Source organism: Roseateles sp. GW821-FHT09H11 (assembly GCF_059415845.1).
This window is the reverse complement of the sequence record NZ_JBWKOA010000003.1, coordinates 192,209-213,112: the sequence shown is the minus strand read 5'-3', so window position 1 is coordinate 213,112 and position 20,904 is coordinate 192,209. Positions and strand designations below refer to the sequence as shown.

Annotated in this window: 18 protein-coding genes; 4 read left to right on the top strand and 14 right to left on the bottom strand. The window is 68.3% G+C overall.

Going from position 1 to position 20,904, the window contains the following annotated elements:
- The 4 genes from garL to AC07PR_RS11725 all read right to left on the bottom strand — a co-directional run bounded on the left by garL (position 1) and on the right by AC07PR_RS11725 (position 4,312).
- A complete protein-coding gene (garL, locus tag AC07PR_RS11740; protein WP_377161116.1) occupies positions 1-786 on the bottom strand; it encodes a 2-dehydro-3-deoxyglucarate aldolase in 786 nt (261 codons plus the stop codon).
- Positions 787-885: 99 nt separating this feature from the next.
- On the bottom strand, positions 886-1,881 hold the full coding sequence (locus tag AC07PR_RS11735; RefSeq protein ID WP_495135405.1) for a Bug family tripartite tricarboxylate transporter substrate binding protein: 996 nt from the start codon (positions 1,879-1,881) through the stop codon (positions 886-888).
- A gap of 32 nt (positions 1,882-1,913) precedes the next feature.
- Complete coding sequence (locus AC07PR_RS11730; RefSeq protein ID WP_483109284.1) at positions 1,914-3,200, bottom strand: enolase C-terminal domain-like protein; 1,287 nt, start codon at positions 3,198-3,200, stop codon at positions 1,914-1,916.
- A 116-nt stretch (positions 3,201-3,316) separates the two neighbouring features.
- Positions 3,317-4,312, bottom strand: coding sequence for a Bug family tripartite tricarboxylate transporter substrate binding protein (locus tag AC07PR_RS11725; protein ID WP_495135404.1), 996 nt, complete (start codon positions 4,310-4,312; stop codon positions 3,317-3,319).
- Positions 4,313-4,613: 301 nt separating this feature from the next.
- On the opposite strand from AC07PR_RS11725, the gene AC07PR_RS11720 reads away from it, so the two are divergent.
- Positions 4,614-4,916 (top strand): DUF4258 domain-containing protein, encoded by a 303-nt coding sequence (locus AC07PR_RS11720; protein ID WP_377161112.1) that lies wholly within the window; start codon positions 4,614-4,616, stop codon positions 4,914-4,916.
- Positions 4,917-5,018: 102 nt separating this feature from the next.
- Positions 5,019-5,405 carry a helix-turn-helix domain-containing protein gene (locus AC07PR_RS11715; RefSeq protein WP_377161110.1) on the top strand — a complete coding sequence of 129 codons (387 nt, stop codon included), beginning with the start codon at positions 5,019-5,021 and terminating at the stop codon, positions 5,403-5,405.
- A gap of 23 nt (positions 5,406-5,428) precedes the next feature.
- On the opposite strand, the gene AC07PR_RS11710 is transcribed toward AC07PR_RS11715, so the two are convergent.
- The 10 genes from AC07PR_RS11710 to kduI form a co-directional block, all read right to left on the bottom strand.
- The gene (locus AC07PR_RS11710; RefSeq protein ID WP_377161108.1) at positions 5,429-6,175 is read right to left on the bottom strand and encodes a FadR/GntR family transcriptional regulator; all 747 of its coding nucleotides are present in this window, start codon (positions 6,173-6,175) and stop codon (positions 5,429-5,431) included.
- Between the two features lie 165 nt (positions 6,176-6,340).
- Positions 6,341-7,147, bottom strand: a complete 807-nt coding sequence (kdgR, locus tag AC07PR_RS11705; RefSeq protein ID WP_377161106.1) for a DNA-binding transcriptional regulator KdgR — start codon at positions 7,145-7,147, stop codon at positions 6,341-6,343.
- 29 nt (positions 7,148-7,176) lie between these two features.
- Entirely contained in the window at positions 7,177-9,624 is a 2,448-nt protein-coding gene (locus AC07PR_RS11700) for a pectinesterase family protein (protein WP_495135403.1), read from the bottom strand.
- Complete coding sequence (locus AC07PR_RS11695) at positions 9,624-10,775, bottom strand: oligogalacturonate lyase family protein (protein ID WP_495135402.1); 1,152 nt, start codon at positions 10,773-10,775, stop codon at positions 9,624-9,626. Before AC07PR_RS11695 ends, AC07PR_RS11700 begins: the two co-directional genes overlap by 1 nt.
- Positions 10,776-10,784: 9 nt before the next feature.
- Positions 10,785-12,122, bottom strand: coding sequence for an ABC transporter substrate-binding protein (locus tag AC07PR_RS11690; protein WP_495135401.1), 1,338 nt, complete (start codon positions 12,120-12,122; stop codon positions 10,785-10,787).
- A complete protein-coding gene (locus tag AC07PR_RS11685; protein ID WP_495135400.1) occupies positions 12,119-13,297 on the bottom strand; it encodes an ABC transporter ATP-binding protein in 1,179 nt (392 codons plus the stop codon). The genes AC07PR_RS11690 and AC07PR_RS11685 overlap by 4 nt, the downstream gene beginning before the upstream one ends.
- A gap of 157 nt (positions 13,298-13,454) precedes the next feature.
- Positions 13,455-14,402: a carbohydrate ABC transporter permease gene (locus AC07PR_RS11680; protein WP_495135399.1), complete on the bottom strand. Its 948-nt coding sequence runs from the start codon at positions 14,400-14,402 to the stop codon at positions 13,455-13,457.
- A complete protein-coding gene (locus tag AC07PR_RS11675) occupies positions 14,399-15,286 on the bottom strand; it encodes a carbohydrate ABC transporter permease (RefSeq protein WP_377161094.1) in 888 nt (295 codons plus the stop codon). The genes AC07PR_RS11680 and AC07PR_RS11675 overlap by 4 nt, the downstream gene beginning before the upstream one ends.
- 140 nt (positions 15,287-15,426) lie before the next feature.
- Positions 15,427-16,188 carry a 2-dehydro-3-deoxy-D-gluconate 5-dehydrogenase KduD gene (gene kduD, locus AC07PR_RS11670; RefSeq protein ID WP_377161092.1) on the bottom strand — a complete coding sequence of 254 codons (762 nt, stop codon included), beginning with the start codon at positions 16,186-16,188 and terminating at the stop codon, positions 15,427-15,429.
- Positions 16,189-16,229: 41 nt separating this feature from the next.
- On the bottom strand, positions 16,230-17,066 hold the full coding sequence (gene kduI, locus AC07PR_RS11665; protein ID WP_495135398.1) for a 5-dehydro-4-deoxy-D-glucuronate isomerase: 837 nt from the start codon (positions 17,064-17,066) through the stop codon (positions 16,230-16,232).
- Between the two features lie 192 nt (positions 17,067-17,258).
- Between kduI and AC07PR_RS11660 the strand changes: the two genes are divergently transcribed.
- Positions 17,259-17,594: a cupin domain-containing protein gene (locus AC07PR_RS11660; RefSeq protein WP_431099798.1), complete on the top strand. Its 336-nt coding sequence runs from the start codon at positions 17,259-17,261 to the stop codon at positions 17,592-17,594.
- Positions 17,595-17,791: 197 nt separating this feature from the next.
- Positions 17,792-20,878, top strand: coding sequence for a TonB-dependent receptor (locus AC07PR_RS11655; RefSeq protein ID WP_377161086.1), 3,087 nt, complete (start codon positions 17,792-17,794; stop codon positions 20,876-20,878).
- The last annotated feature ends 26 nt before the right edge of the window (positions 20,879-20,904 follow it).

Sequence of the window (20,904 nt, the reverse complement as noted above, 5' to 3'; positions counted from 1 at the left end):
TCAATCCTTGAACTTGTCACGCAGGCCCTGCGTCGCGGCGCGGAAGACCCCGAGGTCGCTGCCGACGGCGACGAAGGTCGCGCCCTGCTCGATATAGCGGCGCGCGTCGGCCTCGACCGGCGCGAGGATGCCGACGGGCTTGCCGGCCGCCTTGCACGCGGCGTAGATCGTCGCCATCGCCGCCTGCACGTCGGGGTGCTGCGGGTTGCCCAGGTGGCCGTAGCCGGCCGCCAGGTCGGACGGGCCGATGAACACGGCGTCCACGCCCGCCACCGCCGCGATGTCCGCGACCGCGGCCACGCCCGCCGGGCTCTCGATCTGGACGATCACGGCGATCTGCTCGTTGATGCCCTGGAAGTAGCCCGGCACCGTGCCATAGCGGTTGTTGCGCTGCGAGACCGACACGCCGCGGATGCCCTGCGGCGGATAACGCGTCGCGGCGACGGCGCGCGCCGCCTCCTCGGCGGTCTCGACGAAGGGGATCAGCAGGTTGGAGAAGCCCGCGTCGAGCAGGCGCTTGATCTCGACGGCGTTGTTGCTGCTCGGCCGCACGACCGGCGCGCTGACGCTGTCCTTCAATGCCATCAGCTGCGGCACGAAGCTGCTGACCTCGTTGGGCGAATGCTCGCCGTCGAGCAGCAGCCAGTCGAAACCGGCCACGCCCAGCACCTCGGTGCTGATCGGACTGGCGAGCGAGCACCAGCAGCCGATCAGGCGTTCGCCCGCGATCAGGCGTTGCCGCAGCGTGTTGGGGAAGGCAGAGTAAGGCGTGGTCGGCGTCGGCATGGCAGGGATCCTCGGGTCGAGATCAAACGGGATCAATCGAGCGGCAATCGAGCAGAAATCGATGCATCAGTCGCGGCTCGATCGCGGGTCAATCGCGGGTCAATCGAGCTTGAGCCCGCTCTTGCTCACGACACCCGCCCACTTCTTGCGCTCGGCGTTGAAGAAGGTGTCCATCTCGGCGGGGTTCATCGTGCTGACCTCGGCGCCCTGCGCGGCCAGACGCGCGCGGACTTCCGGCGAGCGGATGATGCTGATCAGCGCGGCCGACAGCTTGTCGATGTTGGCCTTGGGCATGTTGGCCGGGGCCAGGATGCCTTGCCAGGTGCCGGACTCGAAGCCGGTGGCGCCCTGCTCGGCCAGCGTCGGCACGTTGGGCAGCAGCGGCACGCGGGTCGCCTTGCTGACGCCGATGACCTTGAGCTTGTTCTGCTGCACGAAGGGCAGCGTCGCGAGCATGCCGTTCATCAGCACCTGCGTCTGGCCGGCGATGGTGTCGGTGACGGCCTGCGAGCCGCCCTTGTACGGGATGTATTCCCACTTGGCGCCGGTCAGGTTGGCGACCTGGAAGCCGGCCAGGTGCGGCGCGCTGCCCATCGCGGTGACGGCGAAGTCGATCTTGGACTTCTTGGACAGCTCGACCAGTTCCTTCAGGTTGTTGGCCGGCACCGACGGATGGACGACCAGCATGTGCGGCGAGTAGGCCAGCATCGCCACGCCCTTCAGGTCCTTGGACGGGTCGAAGGCGAGCTTGGTGTACAGCGACGGGCTGATGGCCAGCGCGCTGACGTCGCACAGCATGATGGTGTAGCCGTCGTTGGCCTTGGCGGTCTGGTCGGCGCCCATGTTGCCGCTGGCGCCGGGCTTGTTCTCGACGATGACGGTCTGCTTGAGCGCTTCGCCGAGCATCGGCGAAATGATGCGGGCGATGATGTCCGAGGAACCGCCCGGCGTGTACGGGACGATGATCTTCAGCGGCTTGCTGGGCCAGGCGGCCTGCGCGAAGGCGCTCGGGGCCACACCTGCCACCGCGGCGACGGCGGCCGCGGCGATCAGCGCGCGGCGGGTGATGGGGGACGTCTTCTTGTGTTCGTGCATGTCTCTCTCCGGGTGTCGTTCGGGGGGATCGTTCAGCGGACCATGCAGGGTCGCTTGGGATCGAACTTCCAGTTGGGGATCAGGTGCTGCATGGCGATGGCGTCGTCGCGCGCGCCCAGGCCGTGCTGCAGGTAAAGCTGGTGGGCGGCGTCGACGGCCTTCATGTCGAGCGTGACGCCCAGGCCGGGCGCGGTCGGCACGGCGACTTCGCCGTCCACGATCTGCAGCGGCTTCTCGGTCAGGAACTGGCCGTCCTGCCAGATCCAGTGCGTGTCGATCGCGGTGAGGCGACCCGGCGCGGCGGCGGCGGCATGCGTGAACATCGCCAGCGACACGTCGAAGTGGTTGTTGGAATGCGAGCCCCAGGTCAGGCCGAAGTCGCGGCAGGTCTGCGCGACGCGGACCGCGCCCGACATGGTCCAGAAGTGCGGATCGGCCAGCGGGATGTCGACCGACTGCAGGCTCAGCGCGTGGGTGAACTGGCGCCAGTCGGTGGCGACCATGTTGGTGGCCGTCGGCAGGCCGGTGGCGCGACGGAACTCGGCCATCACCTCGCGGCCGGAGAAACCTTCCTCGGCGCCGCAGGGATCCTCGGCATAGGCGAGCACGCCGCCCAGGTCGCGCAGCAGGCGGATCGCGTCCTTCAACAGCCAGCCGCCGTTGGGATCGAGCGTGACGCGCGCCTCGGGGAAGCGCGCCTTCAGCGCCTGGATGGCCTCGACCTCTTCCTCGCCGCGCAGCACGCCGCCCTTGAGCTTGAAGTCCTTGAAGCCGTAACGCGCCTGCGCCGCGGCGGCCTGCTCGACGATGGTCTCCGGCGTCATCGCGACGTGGTGGCGGACCTTCAGCCAGGCGTCGGCGGCGGCATCGCTGCCGGCCTCGTCCTCGGGGGTCTTGTAGGCCAGGCCGGTCTTCGTGCGGTCGCCGACGAAGAACAGGTAGCCCAGCATCGCGACGCTGTCGCGCTGCTTGCCTTCGCCGAGCAGCTCGCAGACCGGCACGCCGAGGTGCTGGCCCAACAGGTCCAGCAGCGCGCATTCGACGGCGGTGAGCACGTGGATCGTGGTCCGCAGGTCGAAGGTCTGCAGGCCGCGACCGCCGCTGTCGAGGCCCTTGAACTTCTCGCGGACCTGCGCCAGCAGCGCGTTCCACTTCGCGACCGGCTGGCCGACGAGCAGCTCGCCGGCCTGTTCGAGCGTCTTGCGGATGGGCTCGCCGCCGGGGATCTCGGCGATGCCGACGTGGCCGGCGTCGTCCTCGAGGATCAGCAGGTTGCGGGTGAAGAACGGCGCGTGGGCGCCGCTCAGGTTCATGAGCATGCCGTCGCGGCCGGCGACCGGGATCGCGCGGGCGGAGGTGACGATGGGACTGCTTGCGCTCACGCGGAACTCCTGGTCGGTCTGCGGGGATCGGACGACACGATCCGACAATGGGATCAATCGGCGGTGATCTTGCGGGTCTCGATGACCTGCTTCCAGCGCGCGAACTCGGTCTTCTGGAAGGCCTGCGCCTGGTCGGGCGTGTTGGCGACGGTCTCGATGCCGATGTCGGAGAACTTCTGCTTCACCGACGGGTCGTGCAGCGCGGCGACGATGTCCTTCTGCAGCTGCGCGCGCACGGCGGGCGGCAGGCCCCGGGGCGCGGCCACGCCTTGCCAGGAGTAGACGTCCGCGCCCTTGATGCCGGACTCGGACAGCGTGGGCACGTTGGGCAGCACGGCGGAGCGCTTGTCGCCGGTCACGGCCAGCGCGCGCAGCTTGCCGCCGAGGATGTGCGGCAGCACCGCGTTGATGTTCTGGAAGGACGCGTCGACCTGGGCGCCCAGCAGATCGCTGATCGCCGGCGCGCCGCCCTTGTAGGGGACGTGGAGGCCGTTGGTGCCGGTCTGCAGCCAGAACAGCTCGGCGGTCAGATGGTCGGAGGAGCCGTTGCCCGACGAGGCGAAGCTCATCTTGCCCGGGTCCTTCTTGAGCGTGTCGACGACGTCCTTGACGCTCTTCAGCGGCGAGGCGGCGGGCACGACCAGCACGTTGGGCGCCTGGATGGCGACGGTCAGCAGGTCGATGTCCTTGAGGGCGTCGTACTGGACGGCCTTGAGCAGATGCGGCGCGATCACGAACGGCCCGAGCGAGGACACGAGCAGCGTGTAGCCGTCGGGCGCGGCGCGCCTGACCTGCGAGGTGCCGAGCGTGCCCGTGGCGCCGGGGCGGTTGTCGACGATGACGGTCTGGCCCCACTTCTTCTGCAGCTCGGCGCCCATGGCGCGGGCCAGCATGTCGGTGGAACCGCCGGCGGGGAACGGGACGACGATGGTCACCGGTCGATCGGGGAAGCCGCTGGCGTGGGCCAGGCCGGCCGCGAAGGTGGAGAGAACGGCGGCGCCGAGGGCGGCACCGGCTTTGACGGCCAGGCGGCGGGTCAGAACGGTCATGGTTTGTCTCCGGGGAAGGAACCGTGGAAACCGCTCTTGGTGCGACGCCGGGACTCAACCCGTCGACGATTTGGCGGTCTTGTTGTCAGTCATCATACAAGTTGAGTCGAGCGGATGACAAGGCGGCATCAATCGCTCATCGATGAGGGAAAACACGCAGAACTACCGATTGCGGTCAACGAACAACCCATAAAAACTATGGGAAGAACGCAACACCGCTTTCGCGCCGCCACCTCGGACGCGTCTAGGATTCAACCCATAAAAATTATGGGGAGCAATCAGGCGCGAAGGCACGACTGACGTGACGTTCAAGAAGCAGACTCGGGACCAGCTGGAGCGACATATCCGTCAGACCGCAGGAGATGTCCACAACATCGTCATCACTGGACATGCGTTTTCAAGGATGCGTCAGCGCGGCGTGTTGGCGCGCGAGGTGTTCGCATGTCTTCAGACGGGTCGCATCGACCTGCCGCCGGAAGAGGACATGAAGACCGGTCGGTTGATCTGCCGCATGCAACGGTATGGGACCGCGCGAAACCTGGCGGTTTGCGTCGGTCTGGACGACGACGACCCCAAGCTGCTGGTCATCACGGTGATCGTTTAGAGGAATCCGACCATGTATCAATACCGGGAATGCGGACTCGACAATGTCTGGCTCGAGAACGGCTACGAGGTGGTGGACACCCCGTACGGAAAAGGCGTGTCCGTGAAGGCCGCCGACAAGCTTCTTGACCAGATCGCCGTTCACCTCGTGCGCAAGCCGTCGCGCCTGACGGGCAAGGAGTTCCGCTTCCTGCGCGTGGAGCTCGGCCTCTCCCAAGCCGCCCTCGCCAAGGTGCAGGGCGTCAGCGAGCAGAACATCAGCCTCTGGGAACGTCGGGGCAAGGTGCCCAAGGCGAACGACACCGTGCTGCGCATGTGCTACGTCGCGCATGCGGCAGGCGACGACCTCGTGAAGTCGGCGCTCGACCGCATCATGACCGTCGAGCGCCTCGTCCATCAGAAGATCGTCGCCACCGCCGGCCGGGCGGGCTGGCGGTTCAAGGTCGAGGAAACGGAACAGGGAACGAGCGAGGCGGCTGTCGAAGCCTGACCCCAGGGCTTGCTGGGACCCGCTCAGCGCTTGTCCTGCAACGCCAACGCCGCGCGCCGGCGACGTTCGCGGCTGTTGGCCAGGTGCGTCCGCATGGCGGCGCGGGCGGCCTCGGTGTCGCGCGCGGCGATCGCGTCGAGGATGCTCTCGTGCTCCGCGTTCACGCGCAGCAGGTAGTCGCGCTGCGCCACGGGGTCCTCGTCGCCAGCGGCCGCCAGGCTCGCCAGGCGCGCGCGCGGGATGCTCGGCGCGCCCAGCGTCGCCATCAGCTGCTCGAAGTGCGGGTTGCCGGTCGCGCGGGCAATCTCGAGGTGGAACTGGAAGTCCGAGGCCACCGCGTCGCGGCCCGCCAGCGCCGCCTCCGCGAAGGCCGACAGCGCGGCCCGCATGTTCAGCAGGTGCGCGTCGGTGCGCCGCTGCGCGGCCAGCGCCGCCGCCTCGGTCTCGATGCCGATCCGCAGCTCCAGCACCGCGACGACATCGTGCAATGTCGCCATCTGCTCCGCGCCGATCCGGAACGGCCCGCCCTCCCCCAGCCCCAGGACGAAGGTCCCGATGCCGTGCCGGGTCTCGACCAGCCCCGCCGCCTGCATCTTCGAGATCGCCTCCCGGACCACCGTCCGGCTGACCTCGAACTCGGCCATGATCGCCGCCTCGGTCGGCAGCTTGTCGCCGTTGGCGAGCGCACCCGCACGGATCCGGTCCTCCAGCGCACGGACAAGTCCGAGTGCCAGCGATTTCGGGCGGGAACGGGTCAACGAAGCATTCATCACAGGGTCAGTTGTACGACAACATAGGCCTCAACGACAACCGCGTTATCGCGGTGTCGCGCCGATGCAGCGTGTCTTTCGAAAGGAGGCGACAGGACTCGCCCCCGGGAGCGGGGAAGCGAGAAGCGGGTTGGGATTGTCCCGGACCCGGCCGCGCTGAGTGCGTCAGGCGGCGTCCAGCGGGAACGCCGTGCAACCCAGGCGGGCCGAAATGTCCCGGCTGGCCGCCTGCAGCATCGCCACGACCTCGGGCGCCTTGGCGTCGTCGTAGCGGAAGGTCGGGAAGCTGACGCTCATGCCGGCGATCGGCTGGCCCAGCCGGTCGAAGATCGGCACGCCCAGGCAGCGGATGTGATCGTCGAATTCCTCGCGGTCCTCGCCGAAGCCCTGGCGCTTCACCCGCTCGAGTTCGGCCTGGAAGGCCGCCGGCTCGGTGATGGTCTTGTCGCGGAAGCGCTGGAACTCGGCCCCCGCCAGCACGCGCGCCCGGCGCTCCGGATGCTCCCAGGCCATCAGCACCTTGCCGATCGCCGTGCAGTGCAAGGGCGCGCGCCGCCCGATGCGCGAGTACATGCCCAGCATGTGCTTCGAATCGACCTTGTGGACGTAGATGATCTCGCTGTCGATCAGCGTGCCCAGGTGCACCGTCTCGCCGGTGGCGTCGGCCAGCATCTGCATGTGGTGCTTGGACAGGTCGACCAGGTCCGGATACTGCAGCGCCCTCGCGCCGATCTCGAAGACCTTCATCGCCAGGCCGTAGCGCTCGCTGTCGGTCTCCTGGCGCACGTAGCCCAGCGTCTTCATCGTCTGCAGGAAGCGGTAGACCGTCGCCTTGGGCATCGCCAGCCGCACGGACAGCTCCGAGATGCCGGTGTCGCTGCGTTCCGACAAGGCCTGCAGGATGGCAAAGACCTTGAGCACCGCGGCCACGGACTCGGGCTGCTGCTTGCCATCGTTCAGTTCGTCATCCATGCGCAAGGTGTTCTTGGAAAGGGAAGATTTCACCACAGCCGGCCCGTCCCCGCGCCCGCGCGAACCCGTGCCGCCACCTCGCCCGCAAGCTCGATGGGCAGCCGGTACGGCGGCGTCCAGCCGGCCTCGCCGACGACAGCCTTGTCAGGGTTCGCGGCACGCAGCCAGCGCACCGGATCGATCGGCGCGCCGTTGAAGTTCGAACCTCGATCCTCGAAGCGCTCGCCCTTGAGCAGACGCACGACGCGCTCCGGGCCGATGCCGGCCGCGGCCTCCCAGGCGTTGGCCTCGCTCAGCACCTGCGATTCGATGCCGACCCCGATCGAGTAAGCATAGGGATAGTCCCCGCCGGCGGCGGCGACATAGAGGTTGTTGGCGACGTGCACCTGCCCGTAGCGCACGCGCGGCGTGCGCTCCTTCACCTGATCCCAGAGGTTGTGGTGCAGCGTCACGCGCAGGTGGCCGCGATCGTCGCGATGGCCGTCGCCGCCGCCGATCAGCATCGTCTTGTCGTGGCGGCGGAACACGTTCCAGGACACGGTCACGAAGTCCGAGCGGCGCGTGATGTCGAGCAGCCCGTCGTGCCGCTGCAGGCGCTGGCCCAGCGCCACTGGCTCGCGCGGATCGGGTCGTTCGCCGTCGTCGAAGGCGCAGTGGTCGATCCACACCTGCGTGGCCTCGCGCAGCGAGACGGTGTCGTACTCGGAGTTCCACTCGCCGTGGCCGTTGTCGTTCGGGTCCCAGGCAGGGAAGAAATCGTAGGCATCGGAGAAACGCAGGTTGCGCAGGATCACCTGCGACACCTTGTCCAGCATCAGCGAGCCGCCGTCGAAGCCGGCGTCAGGCGTGACACCGACGATCGTCGTGTTCGACGGCACCTTGATCACGACCTGCGCGGCCTGCTTCTTCACGGAGCGCCTGCGGGCCTCCTCCAGCGGACCCTCGGGCGCGCGACGGCCCCAGGTCGCGGGATCGTACTGGCGCACGAAGGCGTCGAAGTCGAAGGCGGGATCGCGGAAGTCCTCGAAGCCCAGGCGCCGGCCCGTGGCATCCGCCGCGAGGTCGATGCGCGCGGCGAGCGCGATCAGCTTGGGCGTGTCGCCGAGCGCGAGCGCCGCATCGAGCTCCGCGCGCGTGCGCACGACTCGGATCGCGTCGATCTTCGCCTGCGCGCCGCCAAGGGTGCCGCCGTTCATCGACGCCCAGCCGTCTCCCGGCGCGATCGTGTCGAACGCCGCGGCGGGCGGCGCGACCGGCAGCGCGACGTTGCGGTATTCGGCCATGCGGTTGGCGGCCTCGCCGGTGGCGCTGAACGGGCGGCGCGATGTGGATGCCGACCACGGCGCGAGGTGCGGCCCCAGCAGGCTGTCCCGGATCACCGCCTGACCGTTCGGCACGGTCAGCGACGCGCGCCATTCACCTCGCGCGATGCCGCGATCCCAGGCGCGACCCAGGCTGATGCTGCCCGCCGTGACGCCCGGCTCAGCGACCCAACGCGAACGCTGAATCAGGAACCCGCGCGACTGCGCGTTGGGCGTGCTGGGCGCGATCACGTGTCCGCCGTGGCCCGGCACGCGACGACCGGCGCGGCTGACGATCAGGCTGTCGTCGATGACCAGCGTCGCGCCGCCGAAGATGAAGTCGACATCGCCGCGGATCTCGCTGGCATGCACGAACACGCGGGCCGGAAGGGCGGCGCCTGCGGCGGTCTCCGTGCCGACGGCGCCGCGTTCCGCATAGAACGTGTCCTGATGCCCGATGAGGCGGACCCGTTCCAGCTGGAGGCGATCGCCGCGCGTCATCAGCGCGACGGCCTGCGCGCCGCCGCTCTCGCCGACGCCGGCGGGATAGCCCTGCCCATCGCGCACGCGGTCCATCGCATCGTTGGCGATCGTCAGTTGCGCGAGCTGCACGTCATCGCTGAACAGCATCACGCTCGCGCTTCCGGGGGTGCCGTGCGTGTCCGCGTCGCGCAGCGGCATGCAGCGATGCGCCGCCGTGCCACGCGGCTTGGACAGCGCGTTGTAGCGCCCCTCGACGATCACGACCTGCGACGGGTCGCCCGCGCCGTAGAGCGTGAACGGCGCCTTGTCCTGGATGCAGAGCGGCTCGCGATACGTGCCGGGCTTCACGAGCACGTAGGCGCGTGGCGCCGATGCCGCGCCTGACGCCCTCGCGGGCAGCGCGTCGATCGCGGCCTGCACCGTGCGGTGCGTGCCGCTGCCGTCGGCGGCGACGACGAAGGTCGGCGTCCAGCGCGAAGGATCGAGCGGCACAGGCTGCCAGTCGCCGAGGTAGGCGGCCACCGTGGCCGTGGCCGCCTGCGCATCGGTGAGCTGGGGACGTTCCTGGACGGGCACACCCGGTGCCGCTGCGTGGATCGCTTCCGGGCCGGCCATCGGCTGTGCCGCACCGGCGCCGCCGGACAGCGCCGCCAGGCTCACACCCGCCGCCACGACCACCGACCGGACTCGCATCAGAGGTCCGCCAAGTACAGCGCGGGTTCGCCCTCGGCGTCCGCGCTGAAGAGCACCTGCTTCTCATCCGGCGTGAACGACGGATGCGGATGCGTGACCTGCCGGTTGCCCTTGTAGACGCGCCACGAGCTGTCGTGCCGCGCGACGCGGCGCTCGGTGCCCGCCTTCAGGTCGAAGAGATGCAGGAATGGATCCGTCGCGATCTGGTGGCTGCCGGTGTCGGCGACGTCGGCCGGCGAATCGCAGCCGTCGCCGATCAGCAGCGTGCCGTCCTGGTTGCTCATCAGGTGCGAGCACGGCGGCATCCGCGTCAGGCGCTTCGATGCGAGCGTCACCGGATCGAGCGAGCAGATCCAGCGGTCGCGCTGTCCCTTCAGGTAAGAGACATAGATCATCGCGGAGCCGTCCGGCACCCAGAACTCGTGGGTGCAGCTTTCGCCCGGATCGTGGCGGCGGCCGCAGCGGACGTTGCGGCCGTCCTCGTCGATGAACCACATGCGCGCATCGACGAGGTCGTGCGGCCCCTCGTGGCAATACGCGACGGTGTGGTCGTCGCCGGGCCGGTACTGCGGATGGCCCAGCCAGCCCTGCTGCTCGAGGATCACCTCGCGCGCGCCGGTCGCCAGGTCGATGCGGATCAGGCGGCAGCGCGGCTTCGCATGGAACATCTGATGGAACTTCTGCCAGTCGCTGAGCGGGAACCAGTCGCTCGCGGCGATCTCGATGCCGACCATCTTCGTGCAGGCCGTGTTCGCGACCCAGGTGCCGTAGCCGACCCAGCCCTCCGGCACGGTGTAGACGACCTCCTCGCCCAGATCCCGCATGGACAGGCGGATCAACTGCCGCTCCGCGCGGACGAAGTAGAGATGCCGGTCGTCCGGGCTGAGGAAACCGCCGAAGGTGTTCTCACCCGGCTGGTCGGTGAGCTGCGTCGCCACCTGCGTCTTCAGGTCGAGCAGGTGGTAGTTCCAGCTGGTGCCCGGCCCGAACTCGGCGCCGAAGATCAGCTGGGCCCCGTCGTTGGTGAAGCACTTCTGATAGAAGTAGTTGCGATGGCAGGTCACGTCGGTGGGCGTCAGCCGGGTGACGCGCGCGCCGGTGTCCGGATCCTCGCGGGTGACGAAGTGGAGCTGTCGTTCGTTGGCTTTCATGATGGCTTTTCACTTGATCCGTTGCAGCAAGGCCTGACCCTCGGTGACCAGACGGCGCGCGGCGTCGACGTCGCTGGTCTTGTTGTAGGCGACGGTCTCGAAGACCTCGCGCATGAACTTGTGCAGCCGTGCGTGCTCGAACAAGGGCGCCGGACGCTTGAGCCGGCCCGACTCGCGCTGCAGCTTGATCTGCTCGTGCGCCGCGACCTCGAGCGGCGGCAGCTTGCCGGCGGCCTTCAACTGCTCGTAGGGGCCGCGCGCCGACGGCAGGCCGCGCGTGCGACCGAGCAGCGCCGCGGCCTCGGGGTCCGTCAGCAGGAAGTTGACGAGCCTGGCGGCCATCTCCGCGCGGCCGTTCTTCTCGGCATGGCGGCTGACCGCGTACATCACGGTGGGACGTCCGAACATGCCGCTGTCGCGCGCGCCCGGCAGCGTCGGGAACTCGCCGAGCACCAGCTTCTGCTGCTTGTCCAGCGTCGACGCCCGCAGCGCGATGACCGAGTCCCAGGTGTAGTTGCCGGCCCAGCGGCCGACGACCCAGTCGGGCTGCTGCTCGGTCGGCTTCTCGGCGCCGCCCAGGCTCGCGCGCAGCGGCAGCGGCGTCGCGACATGGTCCGTGACCAGCCGCTTGTAGGTGCGCACCCAGTCGAGCGCCGCGCCTTCGCTCATCGCCACGCGCGGCTGCGCCGGATCGACGTAGGCCGTGCCGTGCCGCTGCTGCACCCAGGCCTGGGACAACAGCATCATGTCGTAGAGCTCGCCGTCGAGCGGGTAGGCGTCCTCGCCGAGGATCCGACGGAATGCCGGCCCCGTCGCGAAGAGTTCATCCCAGGTCTTCGGCAGCGCGAGGCCGGCGCGATCGAACGCCGCCTGGTTCCACAGCATCACGCGCGCGCTGAAGGACACCGGCAGCGCGTTCAGCTTGCCGGCGACGTCGCCGTAGGCGAGGTCCTCGCGGTCGAACTGCGCGAGGTCCATCAGCCCCGCATGCCGGTTCAGATCCGCGAAGCCGTTGCCCCGCTTGCTGAACATCGCCATCCAGGCCCAGTTGATCTGCATGACCTCGGGCTCGGAGCCGCCGGCGATCTGCGTCGTCAGCCGCTCCAGGTAGCCGTTGAAGCCCATGTACTCCGCCTTCACGCGCACGCCATGGCGGCGCTCGAAGAGCGCGAGCGCCTTCAGCGTCGCCTCGTGCCGGCCCGCGCCGCCCCACCAGGCAAAGCGCAGCACGGTGGGCTTGTCCTGTGCGCGCACCGGCGCGGTCAGCGCCGCGGTCACGCCCGCGGTCGCCGCGATCGCGGCCGACCCCGCGGCGATGCCGAGCAGCTGTCGTCGTGGCAGGCTCATGCGTCGCTTCCAGAGGACGACGACGAGGTCGCGGAGGTCGACAGCAGATTCAGGCCGCTCGTCGCGTCGAACAGGTGGCAGGCCGAGATCTGCAGGTGCAGCGTCAAGGCGTCGCCGCGGGCGAGGCCGTTCAGCGCCACGGCCTGCTCCGCGGGCACGCGCGCGGTGATCGGCAGCGGACCGAGCTCGGCGTGCAGGTAGACCTCCGACCCCATGTGCTCGGTGAAGCGCAGACGCGCGCCGACGGCGACGCTGTCGCCCTGCGCGCGCGGCGCGAGGCCGATGTGCTCGGGCCGCAGACCGAAGGTCACCGCGCCGTCCGCCAGGCGCGGCAGCGCGGCGACGCCCGCCGACTTCTCCGCCGGCAACGGCAGCCGCGCGCCGCCGACCTCGACGGCCAGGCCGACGTCGGTCGCGACCAGCCGGGCGTCCAGCAGGTTCATTTCCGGCGAGCCGATGAAGCTCGCCACGAAGGCATTCGCCGGCCGATCGTAGAGCGCCGTCGGCGTGTCGACCTGCTGGATCACGCCGTCCTTGAGCACGCAGATGCGCTCACCCATCGTCATCGCCTCGACCTGGTCGTGGGTGACGTAGACGGTCGTGGCCGGCTGGCGGCTCTCGCGCAAGGTGCGATGCAGTTCGGTCAGCCGCACGCGCATCGCGGCGCGCAGCTTGGCGTCGAGGTTGGACAGCGGCTCGTCGAAGAGGAACACGTCCGGCTTCTTCACGATCGCGCGCCCCACCGCGACGCGCTGCGCCTGGCCGCCGGACAGCTGCTTCGGATAACGGTCCAGCAGATGCTCCATCTCCAGCAGGCCCGCGGCGTGGCGCACGCGCTGGTCCAGCTCCGCCTTCGGCGTGCCGGCCAGCTTCAGGCCGAAGGCCAGGTTGTCGTAGACCTTCATGTGCGGGTACAGCGCGTAGTTCTGGAACACCATCGCGATGCCGCGCTGCTTGGGCGGCAGCGCGTTGACGGCGCGGTCGCCGATGCGCAGCTCGCCGCCGGTGATGCTCTCCAGCCCCGCGATCATCCGCAGCAGCGTCGACTTCGCGCAGCCCGACGGGCCGACGAAGACCATGAACTCGCCGTCCCGCACTTCCAGGTCCACCCCGTGCACGGCCTTGAAGCCGTTCGGGTACACCTTCTCGATCTTGTTGAGGCTCAGTCTTGCCACGATGCTTGTCTCCAGCTCTCGTACTTCGTTGCATCGAGCGGTGTCGGGCCGCCCTCTGGGCCCCTCCCACTCCATGTCCCCCGCCCGCTCCGCGGGCTCCTCCTAATACTTCCGTGGGAGGGGCCCAGAGGGCGTCCCGACGCGCAGTACCGAGCACTCATCCTTTCACCCCGGAGGAGGTGGCGCCTTCGATGAAGTGCTTCTGCGCCGCGAAGAACACCGCCACCGACGGGATCAGCGCCACCACCGAGATCGCGATGACGTTGGCCCACTCGACCTCCTCGGTCGCGCCGATGCTCATCTTCAGCGCGAGGGAGACGGGGTACTTCTCGACCGAGGCGAGGTAGATCAGCGGGCCCATGAAGTCGTTCATCGTCCAGATGAACTGGAAGACGACCACGGAGATGATGGCCGGCTTGAGCAGCGGCACGATGATGTGCCACAGCAGCTGCAGCGCGTTGCAGCCGTCGATCTGCGCGGCCTCTTCCATGTCGCGCGGGATGCCGCGCAGGAACTGCACCAGCATGAACACGAAGAAGGTGTCCGTCGCGAAGGCCGAGGGCACGATCAGCGGCAGGTAGGAGTCGAGCCAGCCGATCTCGCGGAACACCAGGTATTGCGGCAGCCGCAGCACGATCAGCGGCAGCATCATCGTGGCGATCATGATGCTGAACAGCGTCTTGCGGCCCCAGAACTCGAAGCGCGCGAAGGCGTAGGCCACCAGCACGCAGGAGATCACCGTCACGATGATGCGCGGGATGGTGATCAGGAAGCTGTTCAGGAAGTAGGTCGCGAAGGTGTACTCGGTGCTGGTCTTCCAGCCTTTGGCGTAGGCGTCGAAGTCGAAGCGCTCGGGCCAGAAGCCGGCGGAGCTGAAGATCTCCGCGTTGCTCTTGAAGGAGGCGCCGATCAGCCACAGCAGCGGGTAGAGCATCACGATGGCGACCGCGGCCAGCGCGAGGTAGCGCAGCGTGCGGTTGCCGCGGTCGCGGCCCAGGATCAGGGTGGGCGCATTGCCACTACCGCGGCCCTCACCCCCGCCCTCTCCCGCCAGCGGGAGAGGGAGTGACGGTCCACCGCGGGCGGTCACGGGATGGCGGCTCATCGCTTGGTCTCCTTCTCGCCGGAGTAGAAGACCCAGTACTTCGAGCTCCAGAACGACAGCGCCGCCAGGCCGCCGACCAGGGCGAACAGCACCCAGGACAGGGCCGCGCCGTAGCCGAGGTTGAAGAAGCGGAAGCTCTGGTCGTAGATGTACAGCGCCAGCACGTAGGTCGAGTGCAGCGGGCCGCCCTCGGTGATCATGTACGGGCCGTTGAACTCCTGGAACGCGTGCACCATCTGCATGATCACGTTGAAGAAGATCACCGGCGTGATCAGCGGCACGGTGATCTTCCAGAACTGCTGCATCTTGCTGGCGCCGTCGCACTCGGCGGCCTCGTAGAGCGAGATCGACACGTTCTGCAGCGCCGCCAGGAAGATCACCATCGCCGAGCCGAACTGCCACGTGAACAGCAGCACGATGGTCCACATCGAGTAGTGCTCGTCGGCGAGCCACGCGATCGGCTCGATGCCGAGCTTGATCAGCACCAGGTTGACGAGCCCGTTGCGCGCGAAGACGAAGCGCCACAGCACCGCCACCGCGATCGAGCCGCCGAGGATGGACGGGATGTAGAACGCGGCGCGGAAGAAGTTGATGCCGCGCAGCTTGAAGTTCAGCACGTGCGCGATGAAGAGCGCGAAGCCCACGCGCAGCGGCACCGCCAGCAGCGCGAAGAGCAGCGTCACGCCCAGCGACTTGCGGAACAGCGGATCCGCGGTGGCGAGCTCCTCATAGTTCCGCAGCCCGACGAAGGTCGGCGGATCGATCAGGTCGTACTGCGTGAAGCTGAGCGCGAAGCTCATCACGAAAGGGAAAAGCTTGAACAGCAGCACGCCCAGCACGAATGGCAGGACGAACAGAAAGCCCAGCTTCTTGTTCTCGTACATATGTCTCCCCCCCTACGCGCTGCGCGCGCCCCCTCGAGGGGGCGAGCTCGATGACCCGGCAGAGCCGGTCCATGAGCTCCGCTTGGTTGGACCGGGCGCGTAGGTGATGGTGTAGCCGTCGGGACGGCCGTCCTACAGGGTTATCGAGCCAACCAGCCGCCGTCCACGGCGACGGTGTAGCCGTTGACATAGTCCGAGGCCTTGGAGGCGAGGAACACGACCGGTCCGGCGAGATCGTCCGGGCTGCCCCAGCGACCGGCCGGGATGCGGTCGAGGATCGCGGCGTTGCGCGTCTCGTCCTGGCGCAGCGCGGCGGTGTTGTTGGTCGCCATGTAGCCGGGCGCGATCGCGTTGACGTTGATGCCGTGCGAGGCCCACTCGTTGGCCATCAGCCGGGTGATGCCCATCACGCCGCTCTTGCTGGCCGTGTACGACGGCACCCGCACGCCGCCCTGGAAGGACAGCATCGACGCGACGTTGATGATCTTGCCGCCGCCGCCCTGTGCCAGGTATTGCTTCGCGACCGCCTGCGAGAAGAAGAACACCGTCTTCAGGTTGAGGTCGACGACGTCGTCCCAGTCCTTCTCGCTGAAGCGGATCGCGTCCTCGCGCCGGATGATGCCGGCGTTGTTGACCAGGATGTCGACGCGGCCGGTGAGCGACTTGGCCTCGGCCACGAGGCCCTCGATGCAGCTGATGTCGCCCAGGTTGGCGCGCAGGTCGAGGAAGCGGCGCCCCAGGCGCTCGACCTCGGTACGCGTCTCCGCCGGGTCGGACACGTTGACGCCGACGATGTGCGCGCCGGCCTGCGCCAGCGCGACCGCCATCCCCTGCCCCAGGCCGGTGTTGCAGCCCGAGACGATGGCCACGCGGCCGTCCAGTTGGAAGTTGTCCAGGATCATGTGATTCGTTCCGTTGATTGCCGTGACACCACGATCCGCGCTCAGCGCAGCGTCGTCATCGGCACGTGGTCCATGTCCTTGAACACCTGGTTCTCGCCGACCATGCCCCAGATGAAGGTGTAGGCCTGCGTGCCGACGCCGGAGTGGATGGACCAGCTCGGGCTGATGACCGCCTGCTCGTTGCGCACGACCAGGTGGCGGGTCTGCGTCGGCTCGCCCAGCATGTGGAACACCACCGCGTCGGACTTCATGTCGAAGTAGAAGTACACCTCCATGCGGCGGTCGTGCTGGTGGCAGGGCATCGTGTTCCAGAGGCTGCCCGGCTCCAGCTGCGTCATGCCCATCAGCAGCTGGCAGGTCGGCAGCACGTCGGGCACCAGGAACTTGTGGATGGTGCGGCGGTTGCTGGTCTCGGGCGAGCCCAGCGTCTCCGGCGACGCCTCGGCCAGCGTGACCTTGCGCGTCGGATACGCGGTGTGCGCCGGCGCGCAGTTGAAGTAGAGCTTGGCCGGGTTCGTCGCGTCGACGCTCTTGAACTCGACGATCTTCGCGCCCTGTCCGATGTAGAGCGCCTCGCGCGGGCCGACGTCGTATTGCGTGTCGTCGACGAAGACGCGCGCCGCCCCGCCGATGTTGATCAGGCCCAGCTCGCGCCGCTGCAGGAAGTAGTCGGTGCCGGTGTGCTTTCCCAGCTCCGCCGAGAAGGTCACCGGCTTGCTCACCGGCATGATCCCGCCGACGATGATCCGGTCGATCTGGCTGTAGGTCAGCGTCGCCTCGTCGGGCTTGAACAGGTCCTCCACCAGGAACTGGCGGCGCAGGCCTTCGGTGTCCAGCGTGCGGGCGTGTTCACTGTGGATGGGTTGGCGGATTTCCATGTCTCGTCTCCTGACTGTCCGGGGCTGTGTGCAGGGCTTCGTTGGCTCTGATGGGATCGCAGCGTACGGGTCTGCGGACTTTCCCGGAACTATGGTTTCTATGTAGTGAACCGCTGTTTCAATTTTTCGTGACGTCGTTATAGTTGCTCGCAACGACGGCCGAGAACCGTCCTGAATCCAGGAGACGCCCCGATGACCAGCCCGTATTTCCTGAACGACGCCGAGCCGTGGACCGAACTCGGCGACGGCATCCGCCGCAAGATCGTCGGCCACACGCCGGAGCTGATGTCGGTGCTGGTGCAGTTCGACCAGGGCGCCATCGGCACGCCGCATGCGCACGACGCGCATGACCAGATCGCGTTCGTGATCAGCGGCTCGTTCGAATGCGACGTCGGCGGCGTGAAGCGCGTGCTCAAGCCGGGCGACGCCTTCGTCGCGCCGCGGCTGACGACGCACGGCGTCGTCGCGCTGGAGGCCGGCAGCACGCTGCTGGACCAGTTCTCGCCGCGGCGCGAGGACTACCTCTAGCCCTCGCCGTCCCCGCAGTTCCCCAGGGTCCGCGCGCGGCGCGGATCGCATCCGCAGTACCGAGGTGGCGATCGCACTGCAGCGATGGCCGCTCCCGCCCTGCCGGCGCCCTGCGTGCGCCCGCGACCGACCGATGCCGCGAGAGCGACGGGCCACGATCCCGTGCCCGCGGCCAGAAGAACCTTGGAGACAACGTCATGCCCCACCGTATTGGGACTCGCCTCGGGACGTCCACGTCCGACCGCCCGCGTCGAGCACAGCGCATCCAGCCCGCGTCCGCGACGTCGCCGACGCCTCGCCTGACCCGCCTCGCCGCCTGCCTGCTGGGCACGGCCACCCTGTCGCTGCCCGCGTGGAGCCAGGACCAGGCCGCGCCCGCGCCGGCCGCCGCCGCTTCTGCCGCTGCCCCCGCGCCGGCGCCCGCGACGCCCCCCGCGGCCGCCTCTCCCGCGCCCGACAAGGCGCTGGACACGGTGGTCATCACCGGCATCCGCGCCTCGCTGGAGAGCGCGCTGAACGCCAAGCGCCAGGACCGCGGCATCGTCGACGTGATCAAGGCCGAGGACATCGCCAAGTTCCCCGACACCAACCTGGCCGAATCGCTGCAGCGCATCCCGGGCGTCGTGATCGACCGCGACGCCGGCGAAGGCCGCAACATCACCGTGCGCGGCCTGGGCGCGGACTTCACGCGCGTGCGCATCAACGGCATCGAGGCGCTGGCCACGACCGGCGGCACCGACAGCTCCGGCGGCGCGAACCGCTCGCGCGGTTTCGACTTCAACGTCTTCGCCGCCGAGCTCTTCAACACGATCACCGTGCGCAAGAGCAGCTCGGCCGAAGTGGACGAGGGCTCGCTCGGCGCGACCGTGGACCTCCAGGCCGCGCGGCCCTTCGACTTCAACAAGCGCGTCGTCGCCGCCTCGGTGAAGGCCCGCTACAACGACCTGGCGCGCGAGACCGACCCGCGCGCGGCCTTCCTGCTCAGCGACGTGTTCCTGGACAAGAAGCTCGGCGTGCTGGTGTCGGGCGCGTACTCCAAGCGCCGGCTCTTCGAGGAAGGTTTCTCGACGGTGCGCTGGGACAACGGCGCGTCTTCCGGCGGCTGGTGCTCGCCGCAAGGCGTGACCCCGGCGAATCCGACGACCACCGCCACGAACTGCGGCCCCGCCGCGCAGGGCGTGCCGCGCCTGCCCGCGTCGGCGGGCGCGACCGCGGCCTACAACGCGGCCAGCAGCGCCGACAACTTCCACCCTCGCCTGCCGCGCTACGGCCGCTTGTCGCATGACCAGGACCGGCTCGGCCTGACCGGCTCGATCCAGTTCCGTCCGACGGACCGCACGCTGCTGACCTTCGACATGCTGTATTCGAAGCTCGACGCGACGCGGCGGGAGGACTTCCTCGAGGCGATCTCGTTCAGCCGCACGGCCAGCCAGGGCGGCAAGCCGCAGACCAGCGTGGTCGAGGCGCAGTACGCGCCCAACGGCGCGCTGCAGTACGGCGTGTTCAACGGCGTCGACATCCGCGCCGAGTCGCGCTACGACGAGCTGACGACCACCTTCCGCCAGCCGAGCCTGACGCTGGAGCAGGACATCACCGACCACCTCAAGCTCAATGCCAAGGTGGGCCGGGCGGATTCCAAGTTCCGCAACCCGGTGCAGACGACGGTGACGCTGGACGCGCTGAACGTCAACGGCTACACGCTGGACTTCCGCGACAACGACCGGCTGCCGGTCATCAAGTACCCCTTCGATCCGACCGCGCAGAACGGCGCGCTGCAGATCGTCGGCGTGCCGCAGGTCACGACGGGCACGCAGCCGACGACGGTCACCAACACGACCACCAGCGAGATCCGCATCCGGCCGCAGGGCGCCAACAACGTCAACGACATCGCCCACCTGGACCTGGCCTGGGAAGTGATGCCGGACACGCTGACGCTGAAGGCTGGTTTCGACTACAAGAAGTACAGCTTCGACACCTTCGAATTCCGGCGCGTCAACCAGAACGACACGATCTTCTCGCCGGCGGCGGGATCGGGCGTGCTGACGAAGATGCTGACCGGCTTCGGCCGCGGCCTGAGCCTGCCGGCGGGAACGCCCACCTCGTGGGTCATTCCCGACCTCAACGCGATCGCGGCGGCCTACGACATCTACTGCAACTGCATCAAGAGCGGTCCCGCGGGCGGCCCGGGCGACTACACGTTGTCCTCGACCACCAACGGCAACGCGCGCGGCAACAACCGCGCGGTGGTCGAGAAGGACACCGGCGGCTTCGTGCAGGCGGACTTCGAAGGTCGCCTGCTCGGCCTGCGCCTGCAGGGCAACGTCGGCGTGCGCTACGTCGTGACCGAGCAGGACGCCACCGGCTACCTGGCCACCGGCGGCGGCACCGAGGTCGTGATCGGACAGAAGTACAAGGACTGGCTGCCGGCGCTCAACGTCTCGGCCAACCTGACCAAGGACCTGATCGCGCGCTTCGCCGCGGCCAAGGTGATGGCGCGTCCGCAGCTCGGCAACCTGAATCCGGGCGGCACGATCAGCACGACCGGCACGCTGTCGATCACCACCGGCAACCCGTACCTGAAGCCCTTCCGCGCGAAGACCTTCGACGGCAGCCTGGAGTGGTACTTCGGCCGCAACGCCTTCATCGGCGTGGGCCTGTTCCAGAAGAACATCGACACCTACATCCAGAGCCTGCGCACCAACGCGCCGTACAACCAGACGGGACTGCCGCTGTCGCTGCTGCCGTCCAACTTCACCGGCGAGGAAGTGTTCCAGCTCACGACGCCGATCAACACCCCCGGAGGCAAGCTGCGCGGCATCGAGCTGAACTACCAGCAGCCGTTCACCTTCCTGCCGAGCTGGGGGAAGAACTTCGGCACGGTGCTCAACTACACCTACGTGAAGTCCAAGATCACCTACCTGATCTCGCCGACCAGCAACACGACCATCACGGACGACCTGCTCAACATGTCGCCCAAGTCGTGGAACGCGACGCTGTACTACGACGACAACATCTTCAGCGCACGGGTGTCGGCGTCCAAGCGCTCGTCGTTCCTGACCCGGGTGCCGGGGCAGAACAACAACGACGTCGAAGGGAAGAACGCCTCGCTCAACGTGGATGCGTCGATCTCGTACAAGGTCAACGACAACCTCACGATCACGCTCGAGGGCGTCAACCTGACCAACGAGGCGAACGACCAGTTCATCTCCCGGGCGCGCAACAGTCCCGTGGTCTATCACGTGACAGGGCGGGAGTTCCTGCTGGGGGCGAGCTACAAGTTCTGAGCTTGCCTGCTTGACTGCGTGAGGCG

Coding starts and splice junctions, on each gene's coding strand:
- AC07PR_RS11730 (WP_483109284.1), bottom strand. CDS start 3,200: ATGCTCATGAACCTGAGCGGCGCCCACGCGCCGTTCTTCACCCGCAAC.
- AC07PR_RS11660 (WP_431099798.1), top strand. CDS start 17,259: ATGACCAGCCCGTATTTCCTGAACGACGCCGAGCCGTGGACCGAACTC.
- garL (WP_377161116.1), bottom strand. CDS start 786: ATGCCGACGCCGACCACGCCTTACTCTGCCTTCCCCAACACGCTGCGG.
- kduD (WP_377161092.1), bottom strand. CDS start 16,188: ATGATCCTGGACAACTTCCAACTGGACGGCCGCGTGGCCATCGTCTCG.
- AC07PR_RS11725 (WP_495135404.1), bottom strand. CDS start 4,312: ATGACCGTTCTGACCCGCCGCCTGGCCGTCAAAGCCGGTGCCGCCCTC.
- AC07PR_RS11695 (WP_495135402.1), bottom strand. CDS start 10,775: ATGAAAGCCAACGAACGACAGCTCCACTTCGTCACCCGCGAGGATCCG.
- kdgR (WP_377161106.1), bottom strand. CDS start 7,147: ATGGATGACGAACTGAACGATGGCAAGCAGCAGCCCGAGTCCGTGGCC.
- AC07PR_RS11710 (WP_377161108.1), bottom strand. CDS start 6,175: ATGAATGCTTCGTTGACCCGTTCCCGCCCGAAATCGCTGGCACTCGGA.
- AC07PR_RS11735 (WP_495135405.1), bottom strand. CDS start 1,881: ATGCACGAACACAAGAAGACGTCCCCCATCACCCGCCGCGCGCTGATC.
- AC07PR_RS11675 (WP_377161094.1), bottom strand. CDS start 15,286: ATGTACGAGAACAAGAAGCTGGGCTTTCTGTTCGTCCTGCCATTCGTG.
- AC07PR_RS11690 (WP_495135401.1), bottom strand. CDS start 12,122: ATGAGCCTGCCACGACGACAGCTGCTCGGCATCGCCGCGGGGTCGGCC.
- AC07PR_RS11680 (WP_495135399.1), bottom strand. CDS start 14,402: ATGAGCCGCCATCCCGTGACCGCCCGCGGTGGACCGTCACTCCCTCTC.
- kduI (WP_495135398.1), bottom strand. CDS start 17,066: ATGGAAATCCGCCAACCCATCCACAGTGAACACGCCCGCACGCTGGAC.
- AC07PR_RS11655 (WP_377161086.1), top strand. CDS start 17,792: ATGCCCCACCGTATTGGGACTCGCCTCGGGACGTCCACGTCCGACCGC.
- AC07PR_RS11700 (WP_495135403.1), bottom strand. CDS start 9,624: ATGCGAGTCCGGTCGGTGGTCGTGGCGGCGGGTGTGAGCCTGGCGGCG.